This is a genomic window from Rhodococcus sp. BL-253-APC-6A1W (genome assembly GCF_012843405.1).
Lineage (GTDB): Bacteria > Actinomycetota > Actinomycetes > Mycobacteriales > Mycobacteriaceae > Rhodococcus.
Genome location: NZ_JABAFB010000008.1, coordinates 21,926 through 37,064, shown reverse-complemented (window position 1 = coordinate 37,064; position 15,139 = coordinate 21,926). Strand labels below are relative to the sequence as shown.

Genomic DNA, 15,139 nt, shown 5'->3' with positions numbered 1-15,139 from the left:
TCGCCGACGCAGGTGCCTCGAGCTACAGTGCTCGGCACACTGATCTTCGAGGGGGGTTCGATGAGCGGTTTGTTTCCCGGTGCCGGAATCCGGGTGGTGCCAGAGGGAATCAGGGCATTCGGTACCACGAATCTGCACGCGGCCGAGAGTGTCGCGCACGCCGGGGCGATCGATCTGCACGCGAACATCGCGTCGCTCAGCCCGGCGTTGGGGTTGATCGGCGCCGAGTTCCTCGGCGTCTTCGGCGCAGCGCAGTCCGAGCACACCCGCGCCGTCGGGCAACTCGCTCTCGCGTACGGCTCCTGCGGGATCGCGGCGCACGAGGCCGCAGCCGGGTACGAGAGCGCCGATGTCACCACCGCAACAGCACTGTCGCAGGCAACGGGGGCACTGTGAACCAGGCCGTGCACACCGCTCTTCCGCCGGCGCCGACCGTTCTCGACGCACTCCGTGCATCTCCCGTCGGACCGGTGCTCGACGCGCCGCTCCCGGCGCTCACGTGCCCCACACCGCCGCCGCCGGGGGAGCTTCCCCCGTTGCCCGACGCGAATGCGATCACGGAACTGCTGCAGTCGCTTCCGGTTCCGGTCCTACCCGATCTCCACGAGTTCCTGCGGCCACTCACCGAACTCGGCTCGCTCTTCGGCACCGGAGTCGTCGAGGCACTCGATCCCTCGGCCGTGCTGCAGCAGGGGTCACGGCTCCTCGAGAACGCGACGGCGCTGGGACGCAGCGCACTTCACGCTCTTCCCGAATCGTGGGAGGGCTCGACCGCAGATTCTGCCGCCGATCACAGCCTCCGTGCCCGGCAGGCGAGCGTCGAACTCGCCGACCGCGGCGACCGGATCGGCGCCGTGACGCGCGCGGCGACCGCAAGTGTCGAGCGGGGAAACATCGAGTTGACCGGTATTGCAAGCTCTTTCGTGTCGATCGCGGTTGCAGCTGCCCCGGTGGCGATCACGCCGCCCGGTCAAGCGGCACTGATCGCCTCGGCAATCGAACACCTGCACGCCGCACTCGCCGTCGTCGCTCGAACCCGAGGTGAGCTCGCGGTACACACCGGGGCGATGACTGCGCTGACCACGCCCATCCCGGTGCCCGCGCCGGTGGCGACGGCGCTCACCGACCCGCGGGTGCTTTCCGGGCTCGCGACCGACACCGTCTCGACGGTCACCGGAACGGTCTCCAGCCTCGCCGGCTCCGCAGCGCCGGGTGGCGATGCCTCCACCACCCCCTCCGCATACGCACCGACAGTTCCCGCAGGGCACACCCTCCCGAATACCGTGCCGAGCGCCACTGCGAGCGGAGGTATGTCGTCCGCCTTTGCGGCGCCGGGCGCGGGTTACGGGGCCGCCGGGTCGAACCCCGTCTCCCTCCCCCCGGCTGTGCCGGGCGCGGCGATCGCACCGGGCACAGCGGGCGGAGCCGGTGCGGCGGGTATCGCAGGAACGACGGGACGTGGGTCGATGGCCGGGGCCCTCCCGTCGACCGCGGGCGCGCGTCAGGACGACGGCGAACACCGCACCACCCCCGGTTTCCTCGTCGCCGCGGCGACGAGCACCGACGTGGTGGGCGACTTGCCGCTGGTGACCCCGGCGGTCATCGGTGGCGACCACACCTGGTAGCCGGCAGCCCACACAATCAGGCCCGAACCTGCGGTTCCGAAGGACGGCCGGGACCGAGGTCCTCTCGCGTACCGTCGTGAGAGTGGTCGATGTGCATCCGAGGCAGATCGGCGTCGAAGAGGAATTTCAGCTCATCGACGTGAGGACGCGACGTCTCGTTCCGCGCGCACCCGCACTGCTCGCCCGTCTGTCCGACGCGAGTTACGTCGCGGAGATGCAGCGGTGTGTCGTGGAAGCCAACAGCGCCGTCCATACCCGTCTCGCCGCGTTACGAGCCGACCTGCAGGCCAAGCGCGCGTTCCTCGTCTCCACCGCGGCGACGATGGGGCTGGGCGTGGTCGCAGCGGGATCGGTCCCGCTGGCTGTGCGGGAGGAGATCCGGGTGACCGAGACTCCCCGGTTCCGCCGCATGCTCACGGACTACCAACTGCTCGCACATGAACAGTTGATCTGCGGAACCCAGGTTCACGTCGAGATCTTCGACCGCGACGAAGCGATCCGGGTGGCACACCGGGTGACGCCTCATCTTCCGCTGTTCCTCGCGCTGAGCGCGAGCTCACCGTTCTGGCCGGACGGTTCGGACACCGGGTACTCGAGCGTCCGGCCGCTGATGTGGATCCGATGGCCCACCTCCGGGCCCGCGGCGCCGGTGTCGTCTGCCGCCGAGTACGACCTACTGGTCGCGGACCTGGTGTCGAGTGGGGTCATCACCGATCCAGGAATGGTCTATTTCGATGTGCGCCCCTCCTCGCATCTGCCCACCCTCGAACTGCGCGTGTGCGACAGTTGCCCGTCCGTGGACACCATCACGCTCGTCACTGGTCTCTACCGCGCCCTCGTCGACCGGGAAGTCGCGGCGGTGCGAGCGGGAGACGCGAACCCGGTCCCGTCGCCGACGCTCGTACGGGCGGCGATGTGGCGAGCAGCGCGAAGCGGCATGGAAGGCGACCTCATCGATCTCGACGTGTCACTCCCCCGCCCCGCCGTCGACATTCTCACGCGGTTCGTCCACACAGTGCGGCCGCAACTCGAAGAGAACGGCGACTGGGACCTGGTGTCGCAGCTGGCATCGGACGCCGCCACGCGCGGAAGTTCGGCCGCCCGGCAGCGAAGAGTGTTGCGCCGCAGAGGAAAACTGACCGATGTCATCGATCATCTGCTCGCGGAAACCGCCGGCTGCCCCTCGTCGGCCGGGGCCGCGACGCACTCACCCCGCACCTTGTTCCACGGGTACCGGTCTTCCGGTGGCGATACGCCGTACGACGAAGTGATCGACGCCGACGGTGCGCCGCGAGCCGTCTACCTGCGCACGGTCGAGGCCTTGTCGCGGTTCGGCGCTGCGGCGCTGCAGAAGGCGCAGGAGGACATCGGACATGCGCAGCGCGCGGAGAAGTTCACCTTCCGTGCGCGCGGTGCCGGAGGCCCCCAGCCGTTCCCCATGGACGTGGTGCCCCGGATCGTCACCGCCGAAGTGTGGCAGCACCTTCAACGCGCGCTCGAGCAGCGCGCGAGAGCCTTGAACAGCTTCCTCGTCGACATCTACGGGCGCGGGGAGATCGTCGCGGCGGGCGTGCTGCCACCGGAGGTTCTCGATCTCGCACGCGGTTACCGCAGTACCGGAAAGGTGTCGCAGGGACGCGCGGTGCGCGCACACATTTCCGCCGTGGACCTCGCCTGCACAGGACCGGGCCGCTTCGTTGTGCTCGGGGACCACCTCCGCAGTCCGTCGGGTACTGGACATGCGCTGGCACACCGTGCGATGACGCGGCGTTTCCTGGGTGATCTGTGGCCGGCGACCGGCGTTGTCGACGTCGAGACGGTTCCCGCGCAGATCGCACGAACGCTGCGGGACGCTGCGCCCCCGGCAGCGCGCGGCGACGTCACCGTTGCCGTCCTGAGCGCGGGAGCGCAGGACCCCAGCTGGTTCGAACACACGATGATCGCAGATCTCGCGGGAATCGAGCTCGTCCAGACCGCCGAACTGGTCGTGCGCGACGACGTCACCTACATCCAGCGCGGGCCGTCCTTCACGCGGGTGGATGTGCTGTACGCACGGATCGACGAGGACAGGTTGCTGTCGTCGGCCGGCTACGACGGGCGTCCGCTGGGACCGGGACTGCTCGCGGCGATGCGCGACGGGACCCTCACGCTGGCCAACGCGCTCGGCAGCGGCGTGGCCGAGGACAAGTCCGTCTTCGGCTACGTGCCCGCGATGATCGAGTACTACCTGGGACAGCGTCCGCTGCTCGACCAGGTGTCCACATGGGCGTGTGCGGACCGTGCGCACCGCGACCATGTTCTCGCCCACCTCGGCGAACTGGTGGTCGAACCCGTCGACAGCAGCGACGACGCGGAGATCATGATCGGTCCGGAGGCCGGTGCCGCCGAACTCGACCTCCGCCGCCACGAGGTGATGTCGTTTCCGGAACGGTTCGTGGCCCACGAAATGGTGCCGTCGTCGACGCATCCGACGTTCGACGGCGAGACGGTGCATCCCCGTGCGGTCGATCTCCGTGCGTTCGTGCACCTCGTCGCGTCCGGGTCCTCGGTGTCCGCCGAAGTCGCACCGGCGCTGCTCACGCGCGTCGCGCCGATCGGGAGCGCGGTCGTCGACAGGTCGCGGGTCGGTGGAACCAAGGACACCTGGATTCTCGACGCCTGAGACCGCGCAACGACGCGCACCCGCGACACGTACAACCCCGGCCCTGCTTCACTCGATGAGCGAGGCCACTTCGTGATCGGTCAGGGTGGTCTGAGGAACCCGCCCCGCGTCCCGGGCGAGCACGATCGCCCGGTAGAGCGGCCGTTCGACGAGGCCGGCGTCGCGTGCCTCGGCGCGGAGCTGTTCCACCAGAACCGACGAGATCGCCGCTGCCGGTGCGAGTTCGCTCGCGGCGAGCGCATTGGCGAGGGTGCGCAGCGCGAGCACGTCGAGTTCGCGCGCTCCCTCGCCGGCGTAGAGCGCCAGAGGAATCGTCACCAGGCCGTGGTTGCCGTCGTTGACCCGCAGCACCACCTGGGACACGCGTGCGACCCGGACGAGCAGTTCCACCCCCGCGAGCTGCCGTAGATCCACACTCCGGGAACGGAGCACTCCCGAGACGGTGACGACCGTCCCGTCGATCCGCAGATGGCGGTGGGTTGCGGCGAACGCACCGATCGTCGGCGGGGCCACCACCAGCACGCCCACCACGATCGCGGCCCACAACGGGGCGATGAGGTACACGAGTACACCTGCGACGAGTCCGATCCCCAGTGCGGCCAGCGCGACCTTCCGAACACGTGGCCGCAGCAAGCGGGCAGGGATCAGGTCGAGAGACACCGCTGCGGGCGAACCGCCCCGGCCTCTCGCGGCCGAGCCGTCACGCCCGTCATCCGCCGGCAACGACCTGCCCCACGCGTGCGACGACATCGGCGAGCGGCACGGTGTGCTGTTCACCGTTGCGGAGATCCTTGACGACGATCTCCCCCGCTTCGAGTTCCCGCTCGCCGAGGACCAGCGCGACCACGGCGCCGGACTTGTCCGCCGCCTTCATCGCACCCTTGACGCCGCGTCCGCCGTACGCGAGGTCGACGCGGATCCCGGCCGCGCGCAAGCGATGTGCGACCGGGACGAGTGCAGCCTTGGCCGCATCGCCCATCGGCACCCCGTACACCTCGCAGCGCGCCGGGTTTCCGGCCGTCTTGCCCTCGGCTGCGAGGGCGAGGATCGTGCGGTCGACACCCAGCCCGAACCCGATGCCCGACAAGGCTTGCCCGCCGAGTTGTTCCATCAGTCCGTCGTACCGTCCACCGCCACCGATGCCCGACTGGGCGCCGAGGCCGTCGTGCACGAATTCGAACGTCGTCTTCGTGTAGTAGTCCAGTCCGCGCACCATCCGCGGGTTGACCACGTACGGGACGCCGAGCGCGTCGAGATGACCGAGTACCTCGTCGAAATGCGCCTTCGCACTGTCGGAGAGGTGATCGAGCATCAGCGGAGCGTCCGCGGTCATCGCTTTCACGTCGGGACGCTTGTCGTCGAGCACCCGCAGCGGGTTGATCTCGGCGCGCCGTCGGGTGTCCTCGTCGAGAGGAAGGCCGAGGAGGAACTCCTGCAGCAGGTCCCGGTACCGGGGACGGCAGGTCTGGTCGCCGAGCGAGGTGATCTCGAGCCGGAATCCCTCGAGACCGAGGCTCCGGAATCCGGCGTCGGCGATCGCGATGACCTCGGCGTCGAGCGCCGGATCGTCCACACCGATCGCCTCGACGCCCACCTGCTGGAGCTGACGGTAGCGGCCTGCCTGCGGCCGTTCGTACCGGAAGAACGGACCCGCGTACGACAGCTTGACGGGCAGTTGCCCGCGGTCGAGGCCGTGCTCGATGACCGCACGCATCACGCCCGCAGTACCTTCCGGACGCAGCGTAACGGAGCGGTCACCGCGGTCGGCGAAGGTGTACATCTCCTTGGAGACGACGTCGGTCGACTCACCGACCCCCCGCGCGAACAGGCCGGTGTCCTCGAAGATCGGCAACTCGATGTGCCCGTAACCGGCGAGTCGCGCAGCTCGGGTCAAACCGTCGCGCACGGCGACGAATTCCGCGGACTGCGAGGGAACGTAATCGGGCACACCCTTGGGCGCCGAGAACGTAGAGGCCTTGCTCACTGGTACTGCTTTCTCTCGTGGGCGGTTCGATGGTGCCGGCAGCGCGAAGCCGTCAGCGGGACTGCGGGAGCCCGACCAGGAACTGGTTCGACGTACGCTCCTGGCCGATAGTGCTGGACCCGCCGTGTCCGGGCAGGATCGCGGTGGAGTCGTCGAGGACGAGCAGCTTGCGCGCGATCGAGTCCAGGAGCTGTTCGTGATTGCCACCGGGCAGATCGGTACGGCCGATCGAGCCCTGGAACAGGGTGTCGCCGGTGAGGGCTACCTGCAGGCCCGCACCGTCCGGGGTGCTGGTGCGGGTGCGGAGCACCACCGAGCCCTGGGTGTGGCCGGGCGTGTGGTCCACCACGAACTCGATGCCTGCGTGCTCGATCTCGTCGCCGTCGGCGAACTCGACCACTTCCTGCGGCTCGGCGAACTCGACGCCGTCGAGGAAGGGCGCGAGGCTCGACCCCATGCCCTGCAGCGGGTCGGTGAGCATCATCCGGTCGCCGGGATGGATGTAGACGGGGATCTCGTACCGGTCCGCGACAGCCTGAGCCGACCACATGTGATCGAGATGGCCGTGCGTGAGCAACACCGCGCGCGGCGCGAGATCGGAGCCGATGAGGAATTCGCCCAACGGCTCGGCGGCATCCTGTCCGGGATCGACGACGACGCACTCCTTCGCGTTGTCCTGCGCGAGGATGTAGCAGTTGGTCTGGAACATCCCGGCAGGGAATCCGGTCACGAGCACGGGCATCGCTCCTACGAGTGTGGGCATTCGCGGTCCCCTACAGAGTAGGCGCAGCGCCCCGTCCTTTCGCTCTCAGGTTGGGGTGGCAAACTCGACTCGGCCCGAGAGCGCGGGCACACCATCGATCGGTTCACGGGAGGACAACTGCAGTGCCGAGCAACGCACAGCGGCGCAACGCCGCGAAACGCAAACTCGAACGGCAGCTCGAGCACAGGGCCGAACGCGAGCGCAGGCGCCGACGCATGACCATCGCGCTGTCGGCGCTCGGCGTCGTCGTGGTCGTCGCTGCCGCCGCGGCCCTCTGGTCGATCACCGGGAGTGAGGACGACACGGCCACGGATGCGTCCGCGGCCGAGACGACGGCCGAGACCGACAGCGAGTATCCGGCACTGCCCGCGGGCCGCTCCGAACCGCTGCCGGAGACCGTGAACTGCGAGTACCCGGCCGACGGGAGCGAACCAGCGAAGCCGGTCGAGGCGCCGCGCACCGAAGGCATCATGACCACCGGTGAGAACAACACCGATATCAGCGTGAGCGTGGAGACCACCCAGGGCAACATCGGGCTGATCCTGCACAACAGCGACTCCCCGTGCACGGTCAACAACTTCCTGTCCCTCGCGAGCCAGGGATATTTCGACGACACGACCTGCCATCGCCTCACCACGTCGCCTTCCCTGCGGGTACTGCAGTGCGGCGACCCGACGGGCACCGGTACCGGCGGACCCGGCTACGGCTTCGCGAACGAATTCCCCACCGACCAGTACGCGGCCGACGACCCCGCGTCGCAGGAGCCGGTGGTCTACCCGCGCGGAACGGTCGCGATGGCGAACACGGGCCAGCCGGGTAGCAACGGCAGCCAGTTCTTCCTGGTGTACGGGGATTCGGTGCTGCCCCCGCTGTACACGGTGTTCGGCACGATCGACGAGACCGGACTGACCACTCTCGACAAAATTGCCGAGGCGGGCGTCTCCGGTGGGGCCGCCGACGGTGCCCCCGCGGCAGCGACGACACTCACCTCGGTCAGGATGGACTGATGATTCGATTCCGTACCACCCTCGCCGTCGGCGCTGGGCTCGCATTGATCCTCACCGGATGTTCGGACGACGGGGGTGACGACACCGCCGCCTCCCCGTCCGGATCGGCGACGGCAAACGGTGCGGCGCAGTCACCCGAGTACACGGGCGCGCTGCCCGAGCGTCCCGCGGGCGGAGACCCGGTGTCGTGCACCTACACCCCGTCCGGCGACCCTGCTCGTGACGTGAGCGCTCCGGCCGCAACGGACGTACCCGCCGACGGCACCGTCGGCGTGTCCCTCACCACCAGCGTGGGGCCGATCGGGCTGGAACTCGACCGGGCGGAAGCACCGTGCACGGTCAACAGCTTCGTCTCGCTCGCCGAGCAGGGCTACTTCGACGACACGCCGTGCCACCGGCTGGTGACCTCTCCCGGTCTGCAGGTCCTGCAGTGCGGAGACCCGAGCGGCACCGGGACCGGAGGACCCGGATACGGGTTCGACACCGAGTACCCGGAGAACCTCTACCAGCAGGGTGACGCGCAGCTTCGGCAGCCCGTGATCTACCCGCGCGGCACCGTCGCGATGGCGAACACGGGACGGCCGGGCAGCAACGGCAGCCAGTTCTTCCTCGTGTACGCGGATTCGCAGCTTCCGCCGTCGTACACCGTGTTCGGCACCGTGGACGACGCCGGACTCGCCGTGATCGAAGAAGTCGCGGCCGAAGGTGATGACGGCTCGATGGCCGCCGGCGGCGGCGCGCCGAACCGCGGGGTACAGATCGAATCGGTGACCGTCGAGGGCTGATTCCCACCCGTTCTCACGACCGCCGGTCGTCCGCCCGTATGCCGGGACGGACGGCCGGCGTCGTCTCTGGGCACTCTCATGGCGCCTCGTACCGCGTGAGCGCCACTCCTCCACAGAATCTCCGCGCATCCAGGAGACGCAGCCCGGCCGTCGTGTACCCGTCGGGAAACAGCCGACGACCGCGGCCCTGCACCACCGGGTACACGAACAGCCGGTACTCGTCGACCAGGCCCGCCTCGATGAGGCTGTGGCACAACGTGATGCTTCCGGTGGTCACGATGTCCAGGCCGGGACCGGCCTTCAGTGTGCGGACCTGTTCGATCGGGTCTCCCCCGAGAATCGTGGCGTTCTGCCATCCGGGATCGCGAAGGGTCGACGACACCACGTACTTGTCCACATCGTCGAGGTATTCGGCCACCCCGGTCGGATCGTCGCGCTGCAGCGGCCAGTAGCTACGGAAGTCTTCGAACGTCCGCCTGCCGAGCAGCATCGTGTCGGATTGCCCGGACTGCGCACGGGTCTCCGCGAGGAGGTCCTCATCGGCGTCCTCGACCTCCGTGGGCGGGGAGAACCAGTCGTCCAGGATCTCGATGGATCCGTCGAGGGTGATGTTCTGGGTTATCGCGAGTGTGCGCATCGCGCCTCCTGGGGCAGTCCGGTTCTGTACCCGTACCGACCCCGGCCGGGAAACGAACTCATCGAGGATCGCTCGTACGAGGGCATGTCATCCGGTGGGACGACATCGGGTCCCTATCCGTTCGTCACCGCGTAGGCTACGCTCCCCGAATTGTGACCTTCGACACTTCTGTGCGTACGCACCTGGTACGTCTCGTTCTCGCGGTATTCGTCGCCGCGGTACCGGTTCTCGCAACCGGTTGTAGCAGTGACGAAGGCAAGACGGCCCCGGTCCTCGCCGCCGGGGAATCGAGCACGCGTGGCGCGCCACCCCGTGACATGTCCATCTACCCCGCACTGCCCGCTGTACCGCGTCCCGCCGCGGCGACGGTCTCGTGCACCTACGTCGACCGGGGAGAAGGCACCGTTGCCCACCCGCCGTCGACCGCACCCACCTCCGGCGTCGTGAATCTGACCTTGGACACGTCGGCCGGGCCGGTTCCCCTCGTCCTCGACCGCTCCCTCGCGCCGTGCGCCGTCAACAATTTCGTGGGTCTCGCGGAGCGCGGTTTCTACACCGGAACGTCGTGCCACCGGCTGTCCAACGATCCGGGCAGTCACCTCTACCAATGCGGTGACCCGACCGGGACCGGCACGGGCGGCCCCGGATACACCTTCGCAGACGAGTATCCGGTGCCGGCCTACGACGGACAGCCGCACCGGCCCGCAGCCGTCGTGTACCCGCGTGGCACCGTGGCGATGGCCAACACGGGCGTGGCCCACACCAACGGAAGCCAGTTCTTCCTGCTTCTCGGCGACTCGCTGCTGCGTCCGAACTACCCCGTGTTCGGACGTGTCGCCGATGCGGGGCTGCCGGTGCTGGACGCGGCTGCGGCATCCGGCAACGACGGCACCAATCCACTCGGCGGCGGCACGCCGATCACGCCCGTGACCATCGAGGCGGTGCGATAACCCTGCCCGTCAGGACGCAGAGGTGACCCGGTACACGTCGTACACACCCTCGACGTTGCGGACCACGTTCAGCACGTGGCCGAGGTGCTTGGGATCGCCCATTTCGAACGTGAAGCGGCTCACCGCAACTCGATCACCGGTCGTGGTCACCGAGGCGGACAGGATATTGACCTTCTCGTCGGCGAGAGCCTTCGTCACATCCGACAACAGCCGGTGCCGGTCGAGTGCCTCGATCTGGATCGCCACGAGGAACACCGACGACGGCGAGGGCGCCCATTCGACGTCGATGATCCGCTCGGACTGCTCACGCAGCGAACCGGCATTGGTGCAGTCGGTGCGATGCACGCTCACCGCACCGGTGCGGGTCACGAACCCCATGATCTCGTCGCCCGGCACCGGCGTACAGCACTTCGCGAGCTTCGAGACGGTGCCCGGTGCACCCGGCACCAGCACGCCCGAGTCGCCGCTCTGCCGCGACCGGGTGGGGATGGTGGACGGCGTCGACCTCTCGGCCAGTTCCTCCTCCACCCCTCCGACACCGCCGAGCAGTGCGACGAGGCGCTGCACGACATGGTGTGCCGAGACGTGGTGCTCGCCCACCGCGGTGTAGAGGGCCGAGACGTCGGAGTACTTCAGTTCCCGGGCGACACCGAGCATCAGGTCGGCGTTCATCAGACGCTGCAACGGCAGACCGACGCGACGGACTTCCTTCCCGATCGCGTCCTTACCGGACTCGAGCGCCTCTTCGCGCCGTTCCTTCGCGAACCACTGGCGGATCTTCGCCTTCGCACGCGGCGAGACCACGAACGACTGCCAGTCGCGGCTCGGGCCGGCGTTCGGATCCTTCGAGGTGAACACCTCGACGACCTCACCGTTCTCGAGTTTGCGCTCCAGCGCGACGAGACGGCCGTTGACACGTGCCCCGATGCAGCGATGCCCCACCTCGGTATGCACGGCATACGCGAAGTCGACGGGCGTCGAACCGGACGGAAGGGTGATCACATCACCCTTCGGGGTGAAGACGAAGATTTCCTTGACGGCCAGGTCGTACCGCAACGACTCGAGGAACTCGCCCGGGTCCGCGGCTTCCCGCTGCCAGTCGAGCAACTGCCGCATCCAGGCCATGTCGTCGAGTTCGCCGACGTCGCCCGAGTGGCGTCCCTTGGTCTCCTTGTACCGCCAGTGCGCGGCGATGCCGAACTCCGCGGTGCGGTGCATCTCGTGCGTGCGGATCTGCACCTCGAGCGGCTTGCCCTCGGGGCCGATCACGGTGGTGTGCAGCGATTGGTACACCCCGTACCGCGGCTGGGCGATGTAGTCCTTGAATCGTCCGGCCATGGGCTGCCACAGCGAATGCACGACACCGACCGCGGCGTAGCAGTCGCGTATCTCGTCGCACAGGATCCGCACACCGACCAGGTCGTGGATGTCGTCGAAGTCGCGGCCCTTGACGATCATCTTCTGATAGATCGACCAGTAGTGCTTGGGGCGGCCTTCGACAACCGCATCGATACGCGATGCCGCGAGTGTCTGATTGATCTCCGCCCGGACCTTCGCCAGATAGGTGTCGCGAGAGGGCGCACGCGTCGCGACGAGGCGAACGATCTCCTCGTACTTCTTCGGGTGCAGGATCGCGAACGACAGATCTTCGAGTTCCCACTTGACGGTCGCCATGCCGAGCCGGTGTGCGAGAGGTGCGATGACCTCGAGCGTCTCCCGCGCCTTGCGCGCCTGCTTCTCTGGCGGCAGGAACCGCATCGTGCGCATGTTGTGCAACCGGTCGGCGACCTTGATCACAAGTACCCGGGGGTCCCGGGCCATCGCGATGATCATCTTCCGGATGGTCTCGCCCTCGGCGGCGTTACCGAGCACCACTTTGTCGAGCTTGGTCACACCGTCGACGAGGTGTGCGACCTCCTCACCGAAATCGGCGGTGAGGTCTTCGAGCTTGTAGCCGGTGTCCTCCACGGTGTCGTGCAGCAGTGCCGCCACGAGAGTGGTGGTGTCCATGCCCAGTTCGGCGAGAATCGTCGAGACCGCGAGGGGATGGGTGATGTACGGGTCGCCGGATTTGCGCTTCTGATCGGCGTGGCGTTCTTCCGCTACGTCGTAGGCGTGCTGCAGCTGCGACAGGTCGGCCTTCGGATACAACTCGCGATGGATTGTGACGAGCGGTTCGAGAACGGGCTTCAAGGTGGTACCGCGCTGGCCCGTGATGCGGCGCGCCAAGCGGGCGCGCACACGGCGGGATGCGGACGTCGACGCCGGGGTCGGCGTCGGTCCGGAGCCTTGGGACCGATCAAGATTCTGGGTCATGCCACTCTCCCATCTCGGCCGCGCGCCCGGAGTCCGGACAGATCCTGTCCGGACGTACGGGGCACGGCCGGTCCACCGGTACCTGCCGCAACTGTAGTACTCAGATCCGGACGAGCGAGGTCAGTGGGTACCCCGCGAGCCGCGCACGTCCGCCCAGGGCCTCGATCTCCGTCACCACGGTGACGCCGACGATGTCGGCGCCGGCGCGCTCGAGGAGTTCGACGGTCGCGCCGAGAGTGCCGCCGGTGGCGAGCACGTCGTCGACGATCAGTACCCGCCGCCCGTGCAGAATCTTGGAATCACCCGGGATCTCGATGGCGGCAGTGCCGTATTCGAGGGTGTACTCGCACGTCTGCACCGGCGGGGGAAGCTTGCCGGCCTTGCGCACGGCCAGCACCCCGACGCCGAGATCGCGGGCGATGCCGCCGCCCAGCAGGAACCCGCGGGCGTCGATCCCGGCGACCAGTTCTGCACAGGGGGCGACCGACGACAGAGCGGTGATGATCGAGGAGAACGCCGGACCGTCGGCGAACACCGGCGTGAGATCGGCGAATCGGACACCCGGGTTCGGGAAGTCGTCGACCCACCGCGTGTGGGCGGTGACGGCTGCGGCGGCCTGGTCGATCAAATCGGAGGAATCGGTCCGAGAAACGTTCATCCTGTCAGTATCCACCGGTCCATGTTCCAGCCCGAACCCGCGGTGGTGGGATTCGGAACCCCGGCTGCCAGCCCGGACGCAAACCCGATCGAGCGGGGCTGCACGAACAGCGGCAGAGTCGGCATCTCGTCCCACAGGATCCGTTCTCCGTCGCCGACGAGACCCGAGATGCCCTGCTGGTCGCCCGCGACGAGCAGTCCGTCGAGAATCTCGTCCACCCGCCCGTTCGCGAATCCGCCGATGTTGCTGCCGGTACCCGAGTGCAGCGCGCCGCGCGCGATGTCCATGTCGGCAGTGCCACCGGAACCTGCCGCCGCGGCGGTACCGGCGAGCACGGCATCGACGTCGGTTCCCAGCTGGGACGGAACGAACGACTCCGATCCGGCGTCGACCACGTCGATCCCCGCGTCGCGGCACGACGCGGCGATCAGTTCGACGGTGCGGGCCCGCCTGTCGTCCGGCGCGAGGTAACCAACCCGGACCTCCATGCGTTCCTGACCGGACGCGGTGCGTTCGCCGCGCGCCGCCTCGAGGTCGGGTTGGAGGTATCGCTCGGCGGGACCAGCCGTCTGCGGGTACAACGGCGAATCGGTCGCCAGCAGACGCGAGGAGACCGGGCCCGTCGCGAAGCCCGAGCCCGCGCCCGAGGCACCGAGCTCGTCGAACAACTGCGTGCGGGGAACGCACAGCGCGAATGCCCGGCGCGCTGCGGGATTCTCGAAGACCCCGCGGGTGGCGAACACGATCTGTTCTAGATTGCGGGAGATCACCGTGGAGGATTCGACGGTGCCCACCACCCTGTGCGCCTCGCTCATGGATCCGGCGCCGACGTCGACGACCTGGATCTGTCCGCTTTCCGCCGCAGCCGTCATCTCCGTCCCTCTCGGCCAGACGACGATCCGGTCGGTGCCGGGTGCGTTACCCCACCACCGTTCGTTGGCGACCAGGACGAGTCCCTCCTCCACGGTGTAGGACTCGATGCGGTACGGGCCCGCGGACGGGAACAACGCGGGATCGAATTCGCCCGGCGTGAGCGACCATCCGGTGTTCCAGAACTCGGCGATCCGGCGGACGTCGTCGAGGTTGTTGCCGTTGATCGCCCCGACCAGGTCGGCGACACCCGCCTGCCGCGCGGCGATGTGGGCGGGCATCAGTTCGGTCGCACCGAAGAGCGTGTTCCAGTCCGCGTCGCCGCGACCGCCCTTGAACACGACGGTCGCGTCTTTCGATCCGGGTTGGCAGTCGACGCGGTCGATGTCGGCGTACCCGCCGCGCCGGGACGAGTCGAACACGTTGACCTGCCCGCCGGATTCGTCCGGCGTGGTGAACCGTCCGCTCGCCGCCGCCCAGGTGAGTACGAGATCGTCACACGACATCGGCACACCGTCCGAGTAGACCGAGTCGGGCGAGAGCCGGTACTGCACGGTGAGCGGATCCCCCGGCACCGCGGTGGCGGTGCCGATGTCCGTGTCGGAGACGGCATAGCCCGACGGGGCGATGTACCCGAAGCCCGGCAGTACCCGCGTGAACGCCTGCCGGGCTCCCGACGCAGCACCGTCGACCGTGTTGGCGTTGTAGCTGGTCACCGTGTTGTCGATGGCGTAGCCGATCGAGTGCACCCGTTCTTCTTCCGTGGCACACGAGACCGTTGCCGCCGCGACCACCGCAAGCGCGATGCCCAGAGCCGCGCGTCGTGGCCGGCCCCTCCGGCGGGAGGCGTGCGTTCGCTGAATCCACTCGGTCACCGGCATA

Annotated in this window: 13 protein-coding genes; 6 read left to right on the top strand and 7 right to left on the bottom strand. The window is 68.3% G+C overall.

Annotated elements, in window-relative coordinates:
* Nucleotides 1-60 precede the first annotated feature (60 nt).
* The 3 genes from HF877_RS13870 (at nt 61) to HF877_RS13860 (ending at nt 4,287) form a co-directional block, all read left to right on the top strand.
* Nucleotides 61-396 carry a type VII secretion target gene (locus HF877_RS13870; RefSeq protein ID WP_169621757.1) on the top strand — a complete coding sequence of 112 codons (336 nt, stop codon included), beginning with the start codon at nt 61-63 and terminating at the stop codon, nt 394-396.
* Nucleotides 393-1,625 carry a hypothetical protein gene (locus tag HF877_RS13865; RefSeq protein WP_346765160.1) on the top strand — a complete coding sequence of 411 codons (1,233 nt, stop codon included), beginning with the start codon at nt 393-395 and terminating at the stop codon, nt 1,623-1,625. The genes HF877_RS13870 and HF877_RS13865 overlap by 4 nt, the downstream gene beginning before the upstream one ends.
* An 82-nt stretch (nt 1,626-1,707) precedes the next feature.
* Nucleotides 1,708-4,287 (top strand): carboxylate--amine ligase/circularly permuted type 2 ATP-grasp protein, encoded by a 2,580-nt coding sequence (locus tag HF877_RS13860; RefSeq protein ID WP_346765159.1) that lies wholly within the window; start codon nt 1,708-1,710, stop codon nt 4,285-4,287.
* A 48-nt stretch (nt 4,288-4,335) separates the two neighbouring features.
* Here HF877_RS13860 and HF877_RS13855 read toward each other — a convergent pair whose 3' ends face one another.
* Genes HF877_RS13855 through HF877_RS13845 form a run of 3 tightly spaced genes read right to left on the bottom strand, consistent with a single transcriptional unit; the run spans nt 4,336 to nt 7,007 of the window.
* Nucleotides 4,336-4,947, bottom strand: coding sequence for a hypothetical protein (locus tag HF877_RS13855; RefSeq protein ID WP_169621756.1), 612 nt, complete (start codon nt 4,945-4,947; stop codon nt 4,336-4,338).
* A gap of 49 nt (nt 4,948-4,996) precedes the next feature.
* Entirely contained in the window at nt 4,997-6,271 is a 1,275-nt protein-coding gene (gene hisS / locus HF877_RS13850; protein ID WP_169621755.1) for a histidine--tRNA ligase, read from the bottom strand.
* A 52-nt stretch (nt 6,272-6,323) separates the two neighbouring features.
* Nucleotides 6,324-7,007, bottom strand: coding sequence for an MBL fold metallo-hydrolase (locus tag HF877_RS13845; protein ID WP_346765177.1), 684 nt, complete (start codon nt 7,005-7,007; stop codon nt 6,324-6,326).
* Between the two features lie 149 nt (nt 7,008-7,156).
* On the opposite strand from HF877_RS13845, the gene HF877_RS13840 reads away from it, so the two are divergent.
* Complete coding sequence (locus HF877_RS13840; protein WP_169621754.1) at nt 7,157-8,041, top strand: peptidylprolyl isomerase; 885 nt, start codon at nt 7,157-7,159, stop codon at nt 8,039-8,041.
* Complete coding sequence (locus tag HF877_RS13835) at nt 8,041-8,826, top strand: peptidylprolyl isomerase (RefSeq protein WP_169621753.1); 786 nt, start codon at nt 8,041-8,043, stop codon at nt 8,824-8,826. Before HF877_RS13840 ends, HF877_RS13835 begins: the two co-directional genes overlap by 1 nt.
* Nucleotides 8,827-8,902: 76 nt before the next feature.
* On the opposite strand, the gene HF877_RS13830 is transcribed toward HF877_RS13835, so the two are convergent.
* Nucleotides 8,903-9,463 carry a dihydrofolate reductase family protein gene (locus tag HF877_RS13830; RefSeq protein WP_169621752.1) on the bottom strand — a complete coding sequence of 187 codons (561 nt, stop codon included), beginning with the start codon at nt 9,461-9,463 and terminating at the stop codon, nt 8,903-8,905.
* Between the two features lie 152 nt (nt 9,464-9,615).
* On the opposite strand from HF877_RS13830, the gene HF877_RS13825 reads away from it, so the two are divergent.
* Nucleotides 9,616-10,413, top strand: a complete 798-nt coding sequence (locus tag HF877_RS13825; RefSeq protein WP_296549496.1) for a peptidylprolyl isomerase — start codon at nt 9,616-9,618, stop codon at nt 10,411-10,413.
* A gap of 9 nt (nt 10,414-10,422) precedes the next feature.
* On the opposite strand, the gene HF877_RS13820 is transcribed toward HF877_RS13825, so the two are convergent.
* From HF877_RS13820 to HF877_RS13810, 3 genes are all read right to left on the bottom strand, one after another.
* Nucleotides 10,423-12,729 carry a RelA/SpoT family protein gene (locus tag HF877_RS13820; RefSeq protein WP_169621751.1) on the bottom strand — a complete coding sequence of 769 codons (2,307 nt, stop codon included), beginning with the start codon at nt 12,727-12,729 and terminating at the stop codon, nt 10,423-10,425.
* Between the two features lie 100 nt (nt 12,730-12,829).
* The gene (locus HF877_RS13815; RefSeq protein ID WP_206037126.1) at nt 12,830-13,357 is read right to left on the bottom strand and encodes an adenine phosphoribosyltransferase; all 528 of its coding nucleotides are present in this window, start codon (nt 13,355-13,357) and stop codon (nt 12,830-12,832) included.
* Between the two features lie 26 nt (nt 13,358-13,383).
* Nucleotides 13,384-15,138, bottom strand: coding sequence for an ABC transporter substrate-binding protein (locus tag HF877_RS13810; RefSeq protein WP_169621749.1), 1,755 nt, complete (start codon nt 15,136-15,138; stop codon nt 13,384-13,386).
* Nucleotide 15,139 lies beyond the last annotated feature (1 nt).